This window comes from Mucilaginibacter sp. P19, from assembly GCF_050632265.1.
GTDB lineage: Bacteria > Bacteroidota > Bacteroidia > Sphingobacteriales > Sphingobacteriaceae > Mucilaginibacter > Mucilaginibacter gossypii.
This window is the reverse complement of the sequence record NZ_CP192586.1, coordinates 6,179,683-6,200,020: the sequence shown is the minus strand read 5'-3', so window position 1 is coordinate 6,200,020 and position 20,338 is coordinate 6,179,683. Positions and strand designations below refer to the sequence as shown.

The window sequence follows — 20,338 nt, the reverse complement described above, 5'->3', positions numbered from 1 at the left end:
TGATGAAAAAGATGATGATACAAATCACTTCAGGCAAAGGCCCGGCAGAATGCAGCCGGGTTGTAGCCCGCGTACAAAACCTGATGTTGAAGCAAGCCAAACAGCAAGGCATTCAGCTTGAAGTACTGGAAAACAAAGCCGGCGGGTTAAACGGCACTTTACTATCCGCTACGATGATGGCTACCGGTAATAACCTGGATGCTTTTGTAAAAGAATGGACCGGTACTATACAATGGATAGCGCAAAGCCCGTATCGAAAATACCATAAACGTAAAAACTGGTTTGTGGGCGTATCTGTTTTTGACGTAAAAGAACTGATGCAATGGAACCCTAAAGATGTAAAGCTGGAAACCTGTCGTTCGTCGGGACCAGGTGGCCAAAATGTAAACAAAGTGGAAACCGCGGTTCGGGGAACACATTTACCATCGGGACTGCAAGTTATGGCAATGGATACCCGGTCGCAGCTCGAAAACAAAAAGCTTTGTTTAGCCCGGCTGGAAGCCAAAGTACTGATCTGGCAAACAGAAAAATTGATAGAGCAGCAGCAAAGTCAGTGGCAGGAGCATAACGCCCTGGAGCGTGGTAATCCGGTTAAAACCATCAGGGCAGTAATTTAAAACAGGCGGCAAAAGTAACCGGGTTTTTTCGTGAGAAAAGGTAAAAAATCGATGTTTTTATAAATGGTGAGGTTTAATAAAAGCCTCAAAACGGCGTTTGGCTGTTGTTTTAGAAGCTTTGAATCCTCTGATATTCTCCATATATCGATTACCAGGCTTTTAGATTAATTTCTAAAAGCCTGTTTTTTTATGGGCACTACGCCGGTACAACACTTTTCGTAAGTTTTATTGATATGTTCCAATCCCAAACTGCGTAAAAAATAGACTTGTAAGGTTTTTGGCCAAAACGTTGTTGTCCCAGCGGAAAGTATCTTGTCATCCGTTTTGTTAATGAATTAACTATCGGCTGATCCTATTGATACTGTCGACACAGCACCAGCATATTAATTATTTATCTGGTTTGAAAGTGAATATCACAATGCGGCAACCACTGCTTTAACTGTGTCTTGTCTTCTTTTGATAAGTAATTGTCATCCAATCTTATCTCTTTTAATTTTGTTAATTTTTTGATTTCAGGAGAAATATAACGAAGTGGGTTATTCCAAATTTCAAGTTTTTCGAGATTAACCAACGAACCTATACAGTTAGGGATACTATCTATTTGGTTATCAAAAATTAGTAATTCTCTAAGATTTGACAGATAGCGAATATTATCAGAGATGCCTTTAATCTTATTGCTATAGACCTGTAATGTTTGAAGCCCACTTAATTTATTATCTACGAAGCCCAAATCTTTAAACTCATTTTCTTCAATTGAGAGCCATTTTAGGTGGGGAACAGTCTTGATTTTTTCAGGAAACATTGACAATTTATTGCCAGAAATATCAAGGTATTCTAAACTATCAAGGTTTGAAAGATCTGTTTTAATTTCGTTGATTTCCGTTTTTCCTACCAGCAGGCTTTTTAGCCCTCGCATTTTATACAAATCATCAGGAAGTGACTTTATGGGGTTTGCACCCAAATAAACACTATGAAGTGATTTAATTTTATAAAGCTGTGAGGGTATTGTTGTAAATTTATTCTGTGCGAGGTAAATTGTATTAATTGGTAATGTGCTGACAGCATCGGGCAGGTAAGCAAGTCCGGCACCTTGAAGATTTAGATACGCTCCCTCATTAGCCATTACAATTGACACTCCTGAAGACGTATAAAGGGTTTTCAATTTGCCTGCATCAATTTTGTTCACAATTTCTACTATACGCTTCTGCGCTAATGAATCGGATTGCCCCCTTTTGCTAAATAACCATGCCTTTACTATTCCCTTGCTTTTAATGCAGGGATATTGAAAGTTTGGGTTCCATTCAATGTCATTCGTTTCAACTGCAGATCTATCGGAGTACCGGTATCGTTGCCAGGTTGGCATCTCTTCCTCTTTTGTAGACGTGATGACAATACCGCTATCCGGGATGATAACAGTTTTAGTCCAAAGAAAAGCTGGAGGTAGCTCAGGGTAACCTTGAATTCCGAAAACTATCCCTGCTGCGCCCCTGGATGCTTTAGAGAAGATAAAAGTTGTATGTTCCTGCCATTTCAAAGCACAATAAGAAACAGTAAGAATATATACTGCCGATACTCCCATCTGTATTAGTTTAAAATGTTTAGTCTTGGAAGCAAAATAATTAATGAGATAAAGTAATATTGAACTTATCATCATCAATATCCCTATTCCCAGTCCAAACCCACCGGTGAAGTAAATTATTGCAAGGCCTAAACAGATGGCCAATATGGCAAGGGCTTTGAGCGGAGTTATGTTTGATCTTTTCAATTTTGTCAAGCTTGGAATCGCTAATACTAATATGGCAACAACCAGGAATCCTTCCCTGTACTCAGATCGTAATGATAAACTCCCGCGCGCATGCCTGCGTAAATAATATTATTTCTGATAACCATTGAATTGGGATAAAGAGCCGCGTACCATAATCCTTTATCTACTAAAAAAAATATTTGTGCATTTCGACCTACTTTTAACAAACTTTTAGAAGTAATAATGATAAAGTTATCTTGATGATCTAATGCGATAACTGCTGGTGCTGTTGGTAGTTTTAAGTGTTCTCTCACAGCCCACTTATCATTTGGTTTGTAGATTTCAATAATGCTTCCTTCCGAGGTTCCTAAGTGTGCAAGCCCTTCAATGGCGTATTGTTTGCCTCCTCTATTAATAAACTGCACTATCTCATGACTTGATATTTTATAATAATTCTTACCATCACTTGAAACCCAGTATAGAGCACCACCCCATTCACCTCTGTAAAAGCCTACTAAATAACCATCTTCTACTTTCAAGATTGAAGCCCTTCCTCCAAAGTCACGACTATCAGCTTTTTTAACTTTAATTTTAAAAGGTAATTGAGGAGATGGAAGTTCTTTCTTATCTACCACAAAAACAGAATCGTTTTTCTTATAGACAGCCCATTCGTGAAAAGAGAAACCATATTTTCTGAGGCTGTCCGGATTAGTAGGAATTGGATGCGTATTCCAGTTACTGATTAGCTTTTTATCAGTTTGGCCTAAACAACTTTCGAGGCTAAATACTATTAATATAATAAGTAGGTTAACTTTCATAAGTTGTAGAAAGAATTAATTAATAATCATAAATATGCTCTATCGTCACTCCTTTTAGTTTAAGTGTTCTTACAAGCGAGCTAAGGTTTCCCACCGTTGTCACTAAAGCAACCCTGCTTAAGCCCGGCCTGGTAAAGATTGGCTGAGTAAATAGTATTTTATAATTAGCGGTTATATTTAAAGGTTTTTCAGTTAAAACGGTAAGCATAATAGCACTTTCATTTCCGGCAATCTCAGTAAAACCAACACCATTTTTTGCCAGCTTACTAACCGCTGTATTAAATTCAGCATAACGGGGTAAATTAGCCAGCACCATACCGTTTGGCAATACTTTTATATTATGCACAAATCCGGTTGTATCCAACCCTGTGGGTAGCCTATCCATCACTACTGCTGTTTGCAACGAGGCTGTTTCATAAGCCGATTTGGTGCCGAGGCCAATCAGCCAGCCATAGCCGCTTTTAACCAATAGTTCGGTGGTTAGATAATAGCGCCTCTCCAGTTTACGCAGCAAATGCGGACCGGAGAAAGAGGCGCTGCTCCACAACATTTTAAGCTGATGGTTAAAATCATACTCGTACCATGGCAGCGCCTCAATAAATTTTACATAGCTGTATTCATAATCAGCATTAAACTTATCTTCGGCGGTCATTTCTTCGTTGGGGCTGATATCGGTCACCCGGCCAATAACGGTCTCGTAAAATGATTTGATACCGTACTCAACGGTTGTGCTGCCGGCTATTACCCATATCATCACATGGTAGCCGGTATTGAAAGGGAAATTTCCTTTAATCTGATCGTACATTACACCGTAACCACCCCACATCTGGTCAACATGTTTCAGGTATGGAAAGGTGGTTGAAGTATGGGTTTTAAAGTAATCTGCCTGTTCAGCCGGACTAAACACCAGGAACCATTCGGGGTAGGTCAGAAAAGTTTGATCAGGCGGACGTACGGCTGCCTGAGGTGTTAGCGGGTGCTTATTAATTGACAGCCAGGCTTTATCCACCAACAAACCCTTCCCGGCAGGCACAGTGGATGGCTTCCTGTTTTTAACAACAAAAGTTATGATAGCCAGTAGCAGCGCAATTAATGTCAGTATCCTTAGCCTTTTCATGCCTATATTTTGGTAAACAACATTAAGGTATTATCGGATGGATCTTTATCTTGTAGTATTCGTTTACCGGCATCTTTAAATCCCGCCTGCTCAATAATGGCTGCCCATTCATCTGCGGACTTGAAGTTTTTAAAATCTCTGGCTTCAAACTCCCAGGTTTCGTTCAATCCCACATTAAATACCGTATGCACCAAAGAAACAAAGGTGGCCATTTCTGGCGTTTTAACATTATGGTCGCGGATAACAAACGAGCCGCCGGGCCGTAGGATTCGGTATATCGATTCCACAAACCCATCCAGCTTCGCTACCGGGCAGTGGTGTAAACCAATATAGCACGTAACCACGTCCAGGCTTGCATCAGGAATAGTTAAACTACTAATTGGGTTATAGCCATTAATATCCACAAAATTGCCCTCCTTGCCCAGCTGCCCCCGCTCCATAATGTCTCCCGGCGAATTGGTTGGCGCGAGATCATTAATAAGATATATCGGGCCGGTGACCTTGATTTCTTTTCTTAGCTGACTAATATAACGACCGGTAGAACCGATCTCGCCATAACCGGAGATCTGTTTAACATCGCCCAATAACCCCAGTGTTTGCCTGACTATTTCTTTTTTGCTTTTTAAGCGCTGGCAAGGCATAAGTCAGTTCTGATAAGAATGGCTTAATGCCTTTCAATTTGCTTTGAACTGATTTATAGATCTCCTCATCGGTTTTGCCTATGGCGGTTTCTTCTTTTATTAATTGATGGAATTTATCCTCGGGATACAAATGAAATATCACCTGCAAAAAGCGGTAAAAATCGTCGCTCCATTTGGTATCGTTAAATACTGCTTTAAATTCGGATGTATTAGCCATTGCTTGTGGGTTTTAATGGTTGATAATAGGTGTCCCAAAAAATGTTCCTGAATTTATAGTCAGGATCAAGCTTGGTTTTCAGGTCGAATAACTTTTGCGCGTTAGGATATGCTTTATGAAACTGTGCCGCGGTTGGATGTACCTGATAAGGTAAATAATAAGCGCCGTTTACAGCAATTACGGCATCAGCCAGCTCACGGGTCCATACAGCAACAGCATGTTTAGATGCCGGATCTGTGCGTTGCTTGTAATAAACCACAAAAGCAAATACCTCTTCCCGTGCCCATGCCAGGTAGGTGCCCGGGTCGGCTTTGGCATGTCTGATGGATACATTAAGCACGTTAACATTAAAACGGATAAATATTTCGGCCATGGCTTGTTCAAATTCCTCAAAGCGCTGAACAGGAACAAAGTATTCCAATAATACATAAGTGCTGTTGATTCGTGATTTGGGTTCCAGTTCGGCAACATCATAACCGGCTTCGTAGTTGCGCCAGTGGATCTTTTTGCCCCTGAACAGTAAAGGGTCAATTATAAACTCCCGGTAAGGCTTGCCTAATGGTCTTTCTGTAAACGCCCACAGGAAATACCGTTCCAGCGGATAGGATTCTTTCAGTGGCATCAGCCGGGTTTTAACTGTCGGCTTTTCGGTGGTTTCTATCCAGCTTACAGCTCTTAAACGCGTGTATTTTGGAGGGTAAATATCACCATTATGGAAAACTACCTGTGAATTATCGCGTATGGTTTTGAAGAAGTAATCTTTATATTCTTCAACTTTCATTTTTTTATCAATTCGTTTAATGGCCAGGTTATCGGCTAACTCGAGTTCAGCCTGAACGATAACGCCAATGCCATTATAACCGCCAATTGCGCCAAAGAATACTTCCGGGTTTTCTGTTTTAGTAGCATGTACTAACGAGCCATCGGCTAACACAACATCAATTGACCGTACTGATAAAACAACCGGCCCCATGCCCATGTATCGCCCATGGGCATTAACACTCAATGCGCCGCCTACCGTGAAATTGGCATAGGTTTGCATGATCTTGATGCTTAGGTCATACTCATCAATATATTGCTGAATATCGCACCAGCGGATACCCGTCTGTACTTTGATGAGTTTATCTGTTGCGGAAAACTCCAGTACCTTGTTCATTCCGCGCATATCAATATGCAGACTATGCGGGCTTGCTGTTTGTCCACCCATGCTGAAACGGCCACCGCCTACGGAGATAGCGCCGGTAGCGTTTTTAACAATTTCGCAGATTTCTTCGACCGAAGTTGGACGCGCAATTTTACTAACCAATACGGGATTCAGCCGGGTTACATCGTCAATAATACGCTCATCGGTTTTAAGGTGGGGGATCTCTTTACCTTCATCGTTTTTCAAATAATCGGGTGCCGACCCGGGTACCGAACCATATTGGTTTGTCGTGTAATCCCCTTTTTTGAAACCTAACCGCCAGAATAACCATAATGGCCCAAGCACGGGTATTAAAACAGTAAACAGCCAATAGCCTGAATAGCCCTGATCATGCAGGCGCTTAATAGAAGTAGCTATAATGATCCAGAATAATAAAGGATATAGAATAAACGTAGCTCCTTCGCCAGCAAGCAATAAAAAGTTGTACAACACGTAAAAAGTGCACCAGTAAAACAGGGAAGCCAGCCAAAAAGCCCCTTTTGATAAGCGGCCGTTAAAAGTAAATAGCAGATAGGTTACAGGTAGTTTTTGTTTCAGGCGCATGGATGGTCTTGGCAATACGCTAATATATCATTACTTTCAATTATAATTATAGCCGCGTATATAAATGTAACATGATACCCAGAGGTAAATTATATATCAGCTATAAGAACTTGGTTGAAGGTGCTTATTACTGCCTTACTGATCGCTTTCGCTTACCAGGGCCGGATGTTGATCAATGCGCTAACGAAATGGTTTGCCTCTCGGTGAGAACTGGAATCGATCTGGTATTAAACGCTTTGAATTTTCCGCCGGGCTTCGAGATGATTGTTACTGATATTAATATCCCGGATATGTTCGCCATAATTAACTGGCACGAATTAACGCTTGTTCCGATCCCGGTTAATAAGTATACCTTAAATATGTCCCCGGCCCAGGTGGAAGCAGCAATTACACCTGCAACCAAAGCCATACTGATCACTCACCTTTTTGGCGGTATCATGGAAATTGAAGCGATAGTTGCCATAGCAAAAAAGTATAACCTCATTATATTTGAGGATTGCGCACAAGCATATGCCGGTAATTTATATAGCGGGAATCCCGCATCAGACGTAGTGATGTTTAGCTTTGGCTTTATTAAAACCAATACGGCTATTAGCGGGGCGATGATCAAAATAAAAGACCCGGCGTTGTACGCTGAGGTTGTTGCGCAAAATGGGCACTACCATCAACAAAGTACTGCAGGCTATTTTAAAAAGCTTTTTAAAGTGCTGTTTGTAAAACTGCTCACCAATAAAGTTATTTATACCGGGTTTTATAATTTAGTAATGGCTTTGGGAAAGGACTTTGAACAGGTATTAGGTGGCTTTACAAAGGGCTTCCCCGGCAACGATATTTTTAGACAGATCCGGCATCAGCCTTCCACTCCAAATCAAAGGCTGCTCCGAAAAAAACTTGCTAACTTTGATCAAAATAGTATTACTAAAAGGATCCAATTAGCCAAAGATATTTTATCAAAGATCCCCGATAATTATAAAATTGGTTTTGAGAACAAGAGGCATTCTTACTGGGTGATGCCTGTTGAAACCCATAATCCGGATGCACTGATCAAACACTTGCGTAATAACGGTTTTGATGCTTCGCAAAAAGCATCAAGCTTAATCAAGTTGAGCGAGGCGGGCGGCGTTCCCAAACCTGAAGAATTAGCATTAGACAATCTTGTTTATTTACCAGTGTATCCCGCTATGAGCGCAAAAGACCGTAATAAACTAATACAACTAATAATCAATTTTTCGCACTAATCTCTTCTTATGCTGACAGGTTGTGGTGCTTTAACGTTTTCCATAACTGGGCTTCAATTGCTTAACCATATCCCTGGCCGAAAGACGTCCGTTTATTAATAAAAAATAGCCCGAACTATCCCACCCCACCCATCCAAATCCACTTTAAAAAAATATCATCAACAGCAATGAGGGTAAAACGCTTCAGGCGTGTTTAAGAGACAAATTTTAATAATCGTCTTAACAACACAAATGCTATGAAAGCAACATTCCTGATCTATCTTGTTATCTTTTTGATTTCGTTTAAATTTACTGCAGGCGCCCAGCAAAAAACGGCAACCAATGCCGATTCAGTATTTAAGCCCAAAATCGGATCATTCGATGCCGGTTACTCCTACTCGCCGTTTACCGTTAAAAATAAAAACATGAACATCAGGCAAGTGAATGCTTCGGTCAACGTACCGCTGATAAATAATTTCAGGGACGGAAAGCTTGATTTTTTACTTGCCGGCGTTAGTTACAGCGGGCTTTCCTTATCCGAAACAGGAAAATCATTCGGTGGTACTGATTTTTATTCTATTTCGGTACCCATCACTTTTCAAAAATCGTTTTCTGCAAAGTACGCGCTGCTGGTATCAGCAATCCCTACCTTATCATCCGACCTGAAAGATGTTTCGGGCGAAGACATGCTATATTCAGGCTTTGCCATGCTCAAGATCCGTAAGTCCAAAAGCTTTTCCTACGCCGTTGGTGTGGGTTATTCAAGGCAGTTTTTTGGTACGATACTGCTGCCGGTTATCGGGATAGAATGGCAGATCAGCGAAAAACTGAGCCTTAGCGGCACCCTGCCCGTTTCCGAAAAATTAAAGTACCAGCTCAACGATAAAAGTATCCTTGGTTTCAGCAGCGACTTTGGCATTGGCGGGGGCTCATACCGGTTGTCGAAAAAAACAGGGTCAAATTATTTACAGGTACAGCAGTATAAAAACACGCTTTTTTATAATTACCAGCTGGCTAAAAACTTTTCGGTACAAATAAGCGGTGGTTACAATTTTGTGCAACAGCTTGACTTGTACAACAAAGATCAAAAAGTTAACTGGGCACCATTTAACGACCTGAACAAACGCGTTCACCTGGCCGAGTTAAAAAAGACCGGCTTTACCGTCGAATCAGGGATCAGCTACCGGTTTTAACCCGAAACCGGTGCAGGTCTTCCTTTTGAATGTATAACATCAATCAACCGCAGCAATGGAAACAACTATTAATTTAATGGTCGAGGTTTTTAAAACAAATGTTGAGGATCCGGCGCAGGCAGCAAAATTGGTGGGCCTGCTTCAAAAACATATTACCAATAGCAGTGTAAATTTTGACCTGGAAGATTGTGATAAAGTATTGAGGATAGAGGGCCCGGAGGTTTCACCGCAATCGGTCGTGGGCATCCTTAAAGATTATGGCTACAAGTGCCAGCCGCTCGAATAAACACAAAGCCCGGATTATAATGCTTGTACTCCGTTTCATTTGTTAAACGTGTAGGTTTAGCGTAACCTGCACGTTTTTCAATTGCGTGGACTTAACAAACTATGAATAGCTAAGACAACTATTTCAGCACAAAGCAGGAAGAAGGATGGGCCCTGTCGTTGTAAATGTAGTTAAGCTGCGTTGGTCCCGAAACCGTATCAAAAACCATGATATTATTTTCGCCGGCTACAAAATGAGGCCATTGCTTATCATTAACCTGGCCCGGAGCTTTGCCTTTTATAAAGTTTACCCAGGTTTGGTGTATTTGGTTAGCCAGTTTTAGTTCTGTATCGTTAAAATTGTGTTGTTTAGGTAAAAACCAAACATAGCCTAATTCATCGGCATGGGTTGCACCGGTACCATCGCGCTTGTAATCAAAACGGTACATCCAAACGTGGTTGCCTGCCTGCGCTAATGTGTTAGCCAGCCGGTAGCTGTGCATCTGGTACATGTATTGGGTGAGTACTTTTATGGCAGCGCTATCTGCATTGCCATTTTTAGCCTCGCTTTCAAAGTTTGATAAAATATAACGGTAATTATCACCAAACCAACCATATAGCACCGTGCTATCGGGGTGGTTGAGGCGTTTGTCAAAATTCATAAACATTTTACTTTCAAACTTATTGGTACCGATGAGGAAGCGTACTTTATCATTTCTGTTTTTGAGGATATATTGATATGGATCCTGCGAAATCACCGCGCCATCTATCACCGGGCCAAAATAGTTGGTGCCCTGTGCCCCATTGCTGATCTTTGCCTGTGCTGCTATAAATTTTTCGGCGGAGATTTTGAGGAGGTCGGCGGGTTTGCTAACACCCAGCTCGGTCATTAACCGCTGCCTGATGCCTTTAGCGGTAGCAGAATCCCGGATGCATTGCACGGCGCCGCTTTCTAAAATCTGCTGGTTGAAATAGCCTTTGGATTGTGGTGTTGCCAACAGGGCACTGGTGAGTTTTGCGCCTGCCGATTCGCCCATGACGGTAACCTTCGAAGCATCACCGCCCATCGCCGCAATATTTTGCCTGATCCATTTCAGCGCCATGATCAGATCGAGCAGGCCATTATTTCCAGATGATTGGTAAGCTTTGTTTACATCGCCCAAATACATAAAGCCGAAAACACCAAGGCGATAATTAATGGTAACAGTAACAACGCTGTCATCGTCGGCAAAAGCGTGGCCGTTCATTCCCATACCCGAGCCGCCTGTAAGCGAGCCGCCATGTACCCATACCAGTACCGGAAGCTTAGCGTCCCTTGCTGTTGTAGGCGTATATACGTTCAATGTGAGACAATCTTCGCTGCCTTTTAGTCCGCCTGCGCCGCCGCCCTGCGATGCCGGGCTTCCAAATTTTTCGCATGAAAGCGTGTCTTTCCATGCCGTCATTGGCTGAGGGGGCATAAAACGCAAAGGGCCAACCGGCGGTTTAGCATACGGGATGCCTTTAAATACCAGGGTTGGCCCTTCTTCGATACCTTTTATCCATCCACCTGATACTTTTGTTACAACTGTTTGGGCAGAGGTAGTAAAACCTAAAAATATGCCCAGTAAAAACGTGTAAACCGGAATCAGGCGGATGATGTTTTTCATAAAACGGTTGATCTTAATAAGTGGCAGCCAGCTGAAGCGCGTTATAAGCATTAACAACGCCACCGGTTACACAAAGATCGGTAAACGGAACTTCTTTTTTGTCTCCCCATCTTTAATCTCTACATTATGTGATATTTTCACTACTGATTTCATGATGATCTCCTTAACCTGTACAGCCGTTAATTTTGGATAATATGAACGGATGAGCGCTGCCAGGCCGGTTACAACCGGTGCCGCCATGCTGGTACCATCATGCTCGGCATAGGCTGATTTTGGTGTGGTTGAATTGATGGCCACACCCGGTGCAAACACATCAACACTGGTTTTGCCATAATTGGAGAAGGACGCTTTCAGCGTTTCATCGTCTTTAGGGCCCGACGCGCCAACTTCTATCCAGGCACCGGCTACACCGCTTTTATCTTCATAAATACGGTTAGGGACGTTCAGTTCAACTTCGGTGTTATTGTTGTCATTACCCGCGGCATGTACCAGCAACACATCCTTGCTTAACGCAAATTTTACTGCATCATCAACTGCTTTTTTATTGTACGAGTAACTTTTGCCGAAGCTCATGTTGATGACCTTAGCGCCGTTAGCCGCAGCATAACGAATAGCGTTTGCTACATCCTTATCGCGTTCATCGCCGGTAGGTACTGTACGTACCGACATGATAGCTACATCATTGGCCACACCCATAACACCAAGATTGTTATCCCGTATCGCGCCAATGATCCCGGCAACGTGGGTGCCATGATCAGCATCCGGGCCGGTTACGTCATTATTGCCGTAAAAACGCTCATTAGCATTGTTATAGTTATCGCCCACGGTATCCCTCGAATTGAAATTAAGGTTGAGGTGATAATCCAACTGCTCTTTAAAGTGAGTTAAGCCGCCGTTTACCTCTTTCTCCCTGAACTCGGCTACATTTTTAAACGAAGGCAGGGCGCTTACCAATACACGTTTAACATAGGCCTCGCCATTATCTTTAGGCTCAAATTTGGTGATATCATCAAGGCTTGGGTTTTGGTTGCCCAGCTTGGTCAGTACCCCATCAAGCAGGGTATTGAATTTATTGATCACCGTATAGGTTTGCTGTGCTTTGGCAACCTGCTTAGCCATATCGGCTTTCATAGCGCTGTACGCTTTAAAATCGGCAAGGTCTTTTCCGGTAAGCTTGGTACTGTCAACGTTGGCAAAGCGGGCGTTGTTGATCCGCACCAGCCGGGTTAGCTCCAGGTTATCATAATGTACATCTCCTTTGGCCGATCCTATAAAATCCCAGCCGTGCATGTCATCGGCATAGCCGTTTTTATCATCGTCCTTTTTATTCGCGGCGGTTTCTTGCGGGTTGTTCCAGATCACCTTTTTAAGGTCTTCATGGTCCACATCAATACCCCCATCAATTACGGCTACCAGCACGGTAACGTGTTTTTTGCCTTTTAACAGTTCGTTGTATGCTTTTTCGGTACTGATCCCAAATACAGAATCGGTTTTAAGATCAAGGTTTTGCCAGTTAGGTTTAGTTTTTGGAGCTTCCTGCGCATAAGTGAATACAGGTAAGCAAAGCCCGGCTACCAGCACAAGCTTTTTAAGCGGAAAATTGTTTATCATTAATACTTTCAGTAATAGTTTATAAGTACAAAAACTCTAAAGTAGGTTTTTAATTGTTTAAAAAATGTGCGGGTTTGGTGATTTTAACACGTTTTCAGGAAAAAATATTTTTCTGATCACTCTACTTTTTGCTCAAAAATATGTTCAATTATAAATTTTGATTCTGCTACATAAACCTTTTTCCTGATCAGTTCCCGTAAATCGTCGGTGGCACCATCCCTTATCTCATACTTCTTTTCTTTGCAGGTTTTTATAAAACCTGTATACAATTGTTTCGCTTTGCCTGTTTCGCCTTTTGCAAGTGTGGCTAGCGCTATATTAAACATGGCGTAAGTGGCGTCATCCTGGTATTTCAGCGCCTTGTAAGAGTATTTTATACAGTCATCAAATTTACCAGCGCAATAATATGACCACCCCAGGTTCCCCAATGCATTGGCATAAGTGCTGTCAATAGCTATTGCTTTTTTGGCGGCATCAATAGCTGCCAGGTAGTTACCCGATTGCGTATAGCTTAAATTGAGCCCTACATAGGCGTATTTATAGGTCGGGTCGGCCTTTACTGCTTTCTGATGATAAGTTATGGCTGTTTCATATTGCTTTTTCTGATAGTAGCAATCACCTATCCTGTCGTATGGAAAAGGATATGATTTATCAATGCTGATAGCTTTTTGGAGATCTTTTATGGCATCATCCAATTTATCTGCGTAATAATAAGCGTCGCCGCGATCAACATAAAAAGTCCGTCGGTCGGGTTCCAGGTTGATGGCCTGTGTGTAAAGACTGATTGCTGTTTCGTATTCGTTTCTGTCGCAATAAATATCGCCTTTCAGGTTATAGCCGTCACCATCGTCGGCATTTTGGTTAATATGCAGATTGATAAAATAAAGGGCGCTATCAGGCATATCCATATTTTTGTAGCACCTGGTGAGGTTGTAGTAAGTCCAACTATAATTGGGCTTTAACTGTAATGTCAATCGCAGATCAGTTGCTGCTTCCTTATATTTTTCAAGATCGATCAGGCAGTCGGCCCGGTCATAATAAAGTACAAAATAGCCCGGAAAAAATTTAATGGCCTGGTTGTAATCAGCTATCGCCTTGTCAACCTCATCAAGATTATAATAGCACTTAGCCCGCATCTGGTATGCATGGGCATACTGTGGCCATACCGCCAATATTTGATCACAATACGTTATACATTCCCGGTATTTATGTTCATCAAACAGCATTTCTGCTTTCATTGTGTTGGCCGAAATCAATTCCGGACTGTCTTTTAGCAACCGGTTCAATTCAGTGCCCAAAGCCGATTTTCCTTTAAATGACGCGGTAAGTAATTTTAATCGTTTAGCAAAAACGGTATTAGGAGCATTTTTTAAAAAGCCGTCTAAAATTTTATCGGCATTTTTATCGCTGGGCTGTGATGTGAATACCAGTTTAAAAAAATCTTTCCCCAGCTGTTTTTCCGCAGGCGAAAGATTGCTATTGTCAGCAATATCCTTAACAAGGCTAAAAACTTCATAGCCCTGATAGGGCATGATCCGCGTTACATCTTTTTGTAAAGTGATGTTTTTAATGCTTTTGGATAGCAACATCATTCCTTTATCAATGCTGTCTTGCCTGAAACAGGTGATAGCCTCTTTTAAATAGGATGCATAGTCGCTGATCTGATAACCAGGTGCGGTTATTGGTACAGAAATTTTTTTACTGGAAGTATCCGCCGGTACTAAAGCCCAGGTGGTTAAGGGTCCTAAAATAAACAGCCAAAAAGCTATTGGTTTGAATGATAAGGTCATGCTATAAAAATAGCATATCCGGTTAATATTAAAAAATGGAAATGGGTTGCCTGCTTAATCCTATTTACCCAGCTCGGCCCTTACCTTTTTTACCTCAGCCGCAGTAACCAGGCTGCTGTTATTACCAAAGTTATTGCGGATGTAAGTGAGTACCGACGCGATATCAGCATCACTTAAAAAGTTATGCTTGGGCATGGCGCTGTTGTAAGGCCTGTTTTTGACTTTGATCGGCCCATCCAGACCGTTAAGCAGTACCCTTATAGCGAGGTCTTTTTCCATAAATTTACCACCGGTTACCCATTCCGATCCGCTAAGCGGCGGGATCATATTACCATCGCCGCGGCCATTTTTTTGATGGCAGTTGGCACAATAGGTATTGTAAATTTTAGCGCCGCCTTTGAGCATGCCGGTTTGCAAATCGCTCTTTAAAACATCGGGCAATCTGAAACCCGGCAGTTTTTTACGGAGCTCCATTTTGGCAAGTTCGGCCTTGCCAAACCCGGCTTTGTTACCCGTGTAGGAAATTTTCCAGATCTTTCCTTCCTCTGTTTCGCTGATGTATAAGGAACCATCGGGCCCCATGGCCAGCCCCATTGGCCGGTAAGCCGCGTCACTTACGCTTACTACCGTGTTTTTTCTGGTAAAGCCATCGGCAAAAACTTCCCATTGCCCAAAAGGTTTGCCGTTTTTAAAGGGTACAAAGCATACAAAAAAGCCGGCCTGTGGGTAAGGCGATCTGTTGGTTGAACCATGAAAGGCAATAAAAGCCCCGTTTTTATATCTTGCCGGAAACTGATCGCCGGTATAAAAAAACAGGTCGTTGGGGGCCCAGTGCGCTGGGAAAGCCATAATGGGCTGGGTGTATTTAGCACCGTTGCCGGCTTTTATGCCATCGCCGCCATATTCGGGGTTCAGAAGTTTTTTCTTTTAATGGGATCATAATAGTAGTAGGGCCAGCCTACATCAGTGCCCTTTTTTACTTTAATAAACTCTTCAGCAGGCAGCACCGCGCTTTGCCAGGCACTGAATATTTTAGGGAACTGCAGACGCAGGTCGTCGCGACCGTGGGCTACCACATACAGGCAATTGTCGGCAGTATTCCAGTCCATAGCAACAACGCTGCGCATACCTGTGGCATAACGGATACCATCGGTCTGTACTTGATTAGGTTTAGCCTCATCAAACTGCCAGATGCCCCCATATTGCTGCAGCAAGGGGCAGCCCTTGATCCCTTTTGAACCGGGCACCCTGTTTTGCTCCTGGCAGGCGTTTGAGGGCGCGCCAAATGCCACGTACATGTGCCCGGCATTATCAAAGGCCAATGGCTTAGCGTCATGCTCATGCGGGGCGGTAGCATCATGCAAAATCAATTCGAGCGGGGCATCGGGTACCAATGTTTGCGGATTTAATTTGGTTCGATAAACATTTGCCTCCGAGCTGAAGTACAGGTATCCTTTATGTACCCTCATGCCTGTGCCATAGGGACCTTTGTCTTCATAATTGGCAAACTTTTTAATGATGTCTGCCCGTCCATCGCCGTTAGTATCACGCAGGGCAACGTTGCCGCCGATAGAATCGGGGAAGCGGAGTTTTACATAAATATCGCCATTGGTGTTCACCGCGATGTGACGTGCGCGGCCTTCCAAACTATCCACCACCACAACCGCTTTAAATTTGCCGGGCAGGAATAAGCCGCCATTGGTGGCAGTATCCTTAGCTGGCGGGACGGTGTTATTCCCGATGTTTTTAAAACTGACTATAAGCAGGGCACACAGTACCAGCATCACGCCGGTCGCGTTTTTTTTATTTTTCATTTGAGACGAACAGGTTATCTAAATGCAGGATTGGTATTAAACGGCAATGTCCTGCTATAAAAGCGATTTTGCAGGTAAATGTTTAGGAAGATTCATTTTTATTGCCTGAGAGACTAAATATTATAACATGGGCCGGATGTAAGGATATCATATTATCCCAAAAAGTCCTATCTTTTCAACAAAACAAAAGATCCATGCCCGAAACACATCCCGAAAAAAACAAATTAGGCCTGTGGACCAGTACTTCGCTGGTGATTGGCAATATGATTGGTGCAGGCATTTTCCTGATGCCAGCGGCTATGGCTTCGTTCGGGAGTATTGGTTTGCTGGGCTGGGTGTTCTCGGCAATAGGCTCGTTCTTTTTAGCGAAGGTTTTCAGCAACCTGAGCAAGCTGTTGCCCCATGCTACCGGCGGCCCATATGCCTACACCCGCGACGGGCTGGGCGATTTCATTGGATTTTTAGTGGCCTGGGGATACTACCTTGCTGTGGCCTGTGCCAACGCTGCCATTACTATCTCGTTTGTGAGCGCCTTAAGTACCTTTTTTCCAATATTGGGAAGCAGCAGTGTTATTGCTGTGATTACCGGTTTATGTTCTATCTGGTTATTAGCTTATATCAATACATTGGGCGTCGTTACCGGCGGCAAGCTGCAATTGGTTACCACTATTTTAAAGGTGTTACCACTGTTGCTGGTAGCTATCGGCGGTTTGTTTTTCATTAAGGCGGTAAACTTTAAACCTTTTAACGCCAGCGGGACAGGCATAGTCACCGCCCTGCAGGCAACCGCTACTATGACCATGTTTGCGTTTATTGGTATTGAAAGCGCCACCGTACCATCTGGCAGCGTGGCCAATCCCGAAAAAACAGTGGCCAGGGCAACTATGCTGGGACTGCTTATTACCACCTTTATCTATATACTGGGGAGTGTAAGCGTTATCGGTATTATCCCGGCGGCGCAGCTGCAAAAATCACTTACGCCTTATGCCGATACCGCGGTGATCATCTACGGCAGCAGCGCCCGCTACTGGGTTAGCGCCGGTATTGCCATCGCCGCTTTCGGTTCACTGAACGGGTGGACATTGCTACAAGGACAAGTGCCTTATGCCATTTCAAAAGATCAACTTTTCCCGCCGATATTCAGCCGCACTAATAAAAAGGGTGTACCTTATATGGGTATTATCATCAGCAGTATCATGGTATCGCTGTTTATGGCCATGAATTATACCAAAGGTCTGGTAACACAATTTAAATTTCTGCTGCTGCTTTCGCTGTTGAGCGTTTTGATTCCCTATTTGTTATCGGCAGCGGCTTACCTGGTTATCCGGGTACGAAAAAGCCCAAAGGCGGGCGGCTGGGCCGGAGCTATAGCACTGGCTATGCTGGCTTTTGCCTATGCGCTTTGGGCTATTGCGGGAGCCGGGCAGGAAGCTGTGTATTACGGCTTTTTACTGCTGATGGCCGGGATCCCGTTTTATGTTTGGGCCGCATTCACAAAAAATGCGAATTAGTTTTTCTTAAATATTATAAGGCCCCTGCCTTGATCTCGTCAACTACTGCCGGATCAAGCAAAGTACTGGTATCGCCCAGGTTTGAGGTATCCCCCTCGGCTATCTTGCGCAAAATGCGGCGCATGATCTTGCCCGAACGTGTTTTTGGCAAGCCGGTTACAAACTGGATCTTATCCGGTTTGGCTATCGGGCCAATGATACGTGATACCGTCATGATGATATCCTTGCGGGTAATGTCCTCATCGCCATGCTTATCGGGGCTCACCACATAGGCATAAACACCCTGGCCTTTAATATCGTGCGGATAGCCAACCACCGCCGATTCAACTACGCTGCTATGCATGTTGATGGCATTCTCCACTTCGGCAGTGCCTATACGGTGACCGGATACGTTCAATACGTCATCCACGCGACCGGTAATGCGGTAATAACCATCCTCATCGCGCAGACAGCCATCCCCGGTGAAATACATGTTTTCGTAAGTGGCGAAGTAAGTGGTGCGGCAGCGCTCATGATCGCCATAAGTAGTACGCAGCATGCCCGGCCACGGAAATTTGATACACAGGTTGCCGCTTACACCGTTGCCTTCAATCACTTTACCGTTCTCGTCAACCAATACGGGTTGCACGCCTGGTAATGGTAAGGTGGCATACCCCGGTTTGGTTGGGGTAATACCGGCGATAGGAGAAATCATGATACCGCCATTTTCGGTTTGCCACCAGGTGTCAACAATCGGGCAGCGGTTTTTGCCGATATTGTCATCAAACCAATGCCATGCTTCTTCATTGATTGGCTCACCTACAGAGCCTAATTTTTTGAGTGAGCTCAGGTCTTTATTATTTACATTGTCCAGCCCAAAACTCATCAACGAGCGGATAGCTGTTGGCGCGGTATATAATATGTTTACTTTGAATTTATCTACAATCTCCCAGAAACGACCACAATCAGGATAAGTTGGGATCCCTTCGAACATCAGCGTGGTAGCCCCCTGCGAAAGCGGGCCATATACGATATAAGAGTGACCGGTGATCCAGCCAATATCGGCAGTACAGAAATATACCTCGCCCTGGTTGTACTGGAATACGTTGGCAAAAGTATAACCTGTATAAACCATATAGCCGCCGCAGGTATGTACCACCCCTTTGGGTTTACCCGTTGAGCCAGATGTGTACAGGATGAAGAGCATATCTTCGGCATCCATTACCTCGGCAGGGCAGCTTGGGTTACCTTGTGTTTCCACTTTTTTGATCTCATCTTCCCACCAAACATCGCGGCCTTTGATCATGGATACCGGCGTGCGGCTGCGGGTAAGCACAATAACTTTTTTAACCGAGCGGCATTGTACCAACGCATCATCAATCACAGTTTTAAGCGGTACTTCTTTGTTGCCGCGTTTACCGCCATCGCAGGTGATCACGATGTTACACTCGGCATCGTTGATCCTATCGGCAATGGACTGTGCAGAAAAACCACCAAACACTACCGAGTGGATAGCACCGATACGCGCACAAGCCAAAACAGCAATAGCCAGCTCGGGGATCATGGGCATATAAATACAAACACGATCACCTTTTTTTGCACCGTTGTTTTTAAGTACGTTGGCAAACTGGCAAACCTTATCATGCAACTGGCGGTATGTTAAAATGCGGTGATCCTCTTCCGGGTCGTTAGGTTCCCAGATGATGGCCGGTTTATCACCAAGGGTTTCGAGGTGACGGTCGAGACAGTTTTCGGTTATATTGAGTTTTGCACCCTGGAACCATTTGATCTTAGGCTCCTTAAAGTTCCAGTCCAGTACGGTGTCCCACTTTTTTTGCCATAAAAAATTATCGGCAATGCCGGCCCAAAACTGCTCGGGCTGCTCAACACTTTGCTGGTAAACTTTTTTGTACTCTTCAAATGATGTAATTTTCATCGGTTGGTTGTTTGGTTGATGAAGCTGTTCCGGGTTTAAATTGTTTGTTTTTTGTCCTCCGTACCAAGTTTCATGCTGGTTTAAATGGTGGGCGTAATTTAATAATTTATGTGTGATGTATATATTAAAATTCTATCTTTTTAAAATATTTTAAAAAGTACTTATTGGATTAATTGTGGGCTCCGTTTGTTGTTGTTCCCGGCCGGGTGCGCGGGCGGCGTTAGGGATTGCAGTGGAAAGCCCGCAGCGAACGAGAGGGAGCGTAGGGGCCAAGCGAGGACTTGCAACGGAAAGCCCGGGCCGCAGGCAACGCCCATGTTATAAACCCGATTGCGAGGGCCATCTCCTTGCATTGGATACACGGCATGTGGGGCACCGATAAATCCGGCATGGCTTCCTGTTTTGATTGGCCAATAATACACAACCGAATATGCTATGATAATGCGCACAGCCGCCTAAAATTTTGTTACTTT

General features: G+C 43.6%; 17 protein-coding genes. 5 read left to right on the top strand and 12 right to left on the bottom strand.

The genetic code is table 11. The annotated features are described in order from the left end of the window. Positions 1-11: 11 nt before the first annotated feature. Positions 12-617, top strand: a complete 606-nt coding sequence (gene prfH, locus ACQ86K_RS30460) for a peptide chain release factor H (protein WP_256337459.1) — start codon at positions 12-14, stop codon at positions 615-617. 391 nt (positions 618-1,008) lie between these two features. On the opposite strand, the gene ACQ86K_RS30455 is transcribed toward prfH, so the two are convergent. Genes ACQ86K_RS30455 through ACQ86K_RS30430 form a run of 6 tightly spaced genes read right to left on the bottom strand, consistent with a single transcriptional unit; the run spans position 1,009 to position 6,901 of the window. Continuing rightward, positions 1,009-2,382 carry a leucine-rich repeat domain-containing protein gene (locus tag ACQ86K_RS30455; protein ID WP_139160028.1) on the bottom strand — a complete coding sequence of 458 codons (1,374 nt, stop codon included), beginning with the start codon at positions 2,380-2,382 and terminating at the stop codon, positions 1,009-1,011. Positions 2,383-2,408: 26 nt separating this feature from the next. Next, a complete protein-coding gene (locus ACQ86K_RS30450) occupies positions 2,409-3,179 on the bottom strand; it encodes a hypothetical protein (RefSeq protein ID WP_091169664.1) in 771 nt (256 codons plus the stop codon). 19 nt (positions 3,180-3,198) lie between these two features. After that, positions 3,199-4,296: a hypothetical protein gene (locus ACQ86K_RS30445; protein ID WP_091169667.1), complete on the bottom strand. Its 1,098-nt coding sequence runs from the start codon at positions 4,294-4,296 to the stop codon at positions 3,199-3,201. Positions 4,297-4,298: 2 nt separating this feature from the next. Further along, positions 4,299-4,880, bottom strand: a complete 582-nt coding sequence (locus tag ACQ86K_RS30440) for a class I SAM-dependent methyltransferase (RefSeq protein WP_431199332.1) — start codon at positions 4,878-4,880, stop codon at positions 4,299-4,301. Further along, a complete protein-coding gene (locus ACQ86K_RS30435; RefSeq protein WP_431199331.1) occupies positions 4,867-5,154 on the bottom strand; it encodes a hypothetical protein in 288 nt (95 codons plus the stop codon). The genes ACQ86K_RS30440 and ACQ86K_RS30435 overlap by 14 nt, the downstream gene beginning before the upstream one ends. Next, a complete protein-coding gene (locus tag ACQ86K_RS30430) occupies positions 5,147-6,901 on the bottom strand; it encodes an FAD-binding protein (protein WP_091169674.1) in 1,755 nt (584 codons plus the stop codon). The genes ACQ86K_RS30435 and ACQ86K_RS30430 overlap by 8 nt, the downstream gene beginning before the upstream one ends. A 71-nt stretch (positions 6,902-6,972) precedes the next feature. Between ACQ86K_RS30430 and ACQ86K_RS30425 the strand changes: the two genes are divergently transcribed. The 3 genes from ACQ86K_RS30425 to ACQ86K_RS30415 all read left to right on the top strand — a co-directional run bounded on the left by ACQ86K_RS30425 (position 6,973) and on the right by ACQ86K_RS30415 (position 9,597). After that, positions 6,973-8,139, top strand: a complete 1,167-nt coding sequence (locus ACQ86K_RS30425) for an aminotransferase class V-fold PLP-dependent enzyme (RefSeq protein WP_091169678.1) — start codon at positions 6,973-6,975, stop codon at positions 8,137-8,139. Positions 8,140-8,375: 236 nt separating this feature from the next. Then, positions 8,376-9,311 (top strand): DUF6268 family outer membrane beta-barrel protein, encoded by a 936-nt coding sequence (locus ACQ86K_RS30420; RefSeq protein ID WP_091169681.1) that lies wholly within the window; start codon positions 8,376-8,378, stop codon positions 9,309-9,311. 55 nt (positions 9,312-9,366) lie between these two features. Further along, on the top strand, positions 9,367-9,597 hold the full coding sequence (locus ACQ86K_RS30415) for a hypothetical protein (protein ID WP_218134438.1): 231 nt from the start codon (positions 9,367-9,369) through the stop codon (positions 9,595-9,597). A 118-nt stretch (positions 9,598-9,715) separates the two neighbouring features. Here the strand turns inward: ACQ86K_RS30415 and ACQ86K_RS30410 are convergent, their stop codons facing one another. The 5 genes from ACQ86K_RS30410 to ACQ86K_RS30390 form a co-directional block, all read right to left on the bottom strand. Continuing rightward, positions 9,716-11,224, bottom strand: a complete 1,509-nt coding sequence (locus ACQ86K_RS30410) for a carboxylesterase/lipase family protein (protein WP_176844489.1) — start codon at positions 11,222-11,224, stop codon at positions 9,716-9,718. Positions 11,225-11,290: 66 nt separating this feature from the next. Beyond that, a complete protein-coding gene (locus tag ACQ86K_RS30405; RefSeq protein WP_431199330.1) occupies positions 11,291-12,835 on the bottom strand; it encodes a S8 family peptidase in 1,545 nt (514 codons plus the stop codon). A 116-nt stretch (positions 12,836-12,951) separates the two neighbouring features. Beyond that, on the bottom strand, positions 12,952-14,625 hold the full coding sequence (locus ACQ86K_RS30400) for a tetratricopeptide repeat protein (protein ID WP_091169688.1): 1,674 nt from the start codon (positions 14,623-14,625) through the stop codon (positions 12,952-12,954). 60 nt (positions 14,626-14,685) lie between these two features. After that, the gene (locus ACQ86K_RS30395) at positions 14,686-15,474 is read right to left on the bottom strand and encodes a c-type cytochrome (RefSeq protein ID WP_431199329.1); all 789 of its coding nucleotides are present in this window, start codon (positions 15,472-15,474) and stop codon (positions 14,686-14,688) included. A gap of 62 nt (positions 15,475-15,536) precedes the next feature. Further along, on the bottom strand, positions 15,537-16,439 hold the full coding sequence (locus ACQ86K_RS30390) for a PQQ-dependent sugar dehydrogenase (protein ID WP_431199328.1): 903 nt from the start codon (positions 16,437-16,439) through the stop codon (positions 15,537-15,539). Between the two features lie 194 nt (positions 16,440-16,633). Here ACQ86K_RS30390 and ACQ86K_RS30385 point away from each other — a divergent pair, with 194 nt between their 5' ends. Next, a complete protein-coding gene (locus tag ACQ86K_RS30385; protein ID WP_091169691.1) occupies positions 16,634-17,950 on the top strand; it encodes an amino acid permease in 1,317 nt (438 codons plus the stop codon). Between the two features lie 13 nt (positions 17,951-17,963). Here the strand turns inward: ACQ86K_RS30385 and acs are convergent, their stop codons facing one another. After that, positions 17,964-19,865 (bottom strand): acetate--CoA ligase, encoded by a 1,902-nt coding sequence (gene acs / locus ACQ86K_RS30380; RefSeq protein WP_090532845.1) that lies wholly within the window; start codon positions 19,863-19,865, stop codon positions 17,964-17,966. Positions 19,866-20,338: the final 473 nt, after the last annotated feature.

Coding starts and splice junctions, on each gene's coding strand:
- prfH (WP_256337459.1), top strand. CDS start 12: ATGATGATACAAATCACTTCAGGCAAAGGCCCGGCAGAATGCAGCCGG.
- ACQ86K_RS30450 (WP_091169664.1), bottom strand. CDS start 3,179: ATGAAAGTTAACCTACTTATTATATTAATAGTATTTAGCCTCGAAAGT.
- ACQ86K_RS30445 (WP_091169667.1), bottom strand. CDS start 4,296: ATGAAAAGGCTAAGGATACTGACATTAATTGCGCTGCTACTGGCTATC.
- ACQ86K_RS30435 (WP_431199331.1), bottom strand. CDS start 5,154: ATGGCTAATACATCCGAATTTAAAGCAGTATTTAACGATACCAAATGG.
- ACQ86K_RS30430 (WP_091169674.1), bottom strand. CDS start 6,901: ATGCGCCTGAAACAAAAACTACCTGTAACCTATCTGCTATTTACTTTT.
- ACQ86K_RS30425 (WP_091169678.1), top strand. CDS start 6,973: ATGATACCCAGAGGTAAATTATATATCAGCTATAAGAACTTGGTTGAA.
- ACQ86K_RS30420 (WP_091169681.1), top strand. CDS start 8,376: ATGAAAGCAACATTCCTGATCTATCTTGTTATCTTTTTGATTTCGTTT.
- ACQ86K_RS30415 (WP_218134438.1), top strand. CDS start 9,367: ATGGAAACAACTATTAATTTAATGGTCGAGGTTTTTAAAACAAATGTT.
- ACQ86K_RS30410 (WP_176844489.1), bottom strand. CDS start 11,224: ATGAAAAACATCATCCGCCTGATTCCGGTTTACACGTTTTTACTGGGC.
- ACQ86K_RS30405 (WP_431199330.1), bottom strand. CDS start 12,835: ATGATAAACAATTTTCCGCTTAAAAAGCTTGTGCTGGTAGCCGGGCTT.
- ACQ86K_RS30400 (WP_091169688.1), bottom strand. CDS start 14,625: ATGACCTTATCATTCAAACCAATAGCTTTTTGGCTGTTTATTTTAGGA.
- ACQ86K_RS30395 (WP_431199329.1), bottom strand. CDS start 15,474: ATGGCTTTCCCAGCGCACTGGGCCCCCAACGACCTGTTTTTTTATACC.
- ACQ86K_RS30390 (WP_431199328.1), bottom strand. CDS start 16,439: ATGAAAAATAAAAAAAACGCGACCGGCGTGATGCTGGTACTGTGTGCC.
- ACQ86K_RS30385 (WP_091169691.1), top strand. CDS start 16,634: ATGCCCGAAACACATCCCGAAAAAAACAAATTAGGCCTGTGGACCAGT.
- acs (WP_090532845.1), bottom strand. CDS start 19,865: ATGAAAATTACATCATTTGAAGAGTACAAAAAAGTTTACCAGCAAAGT.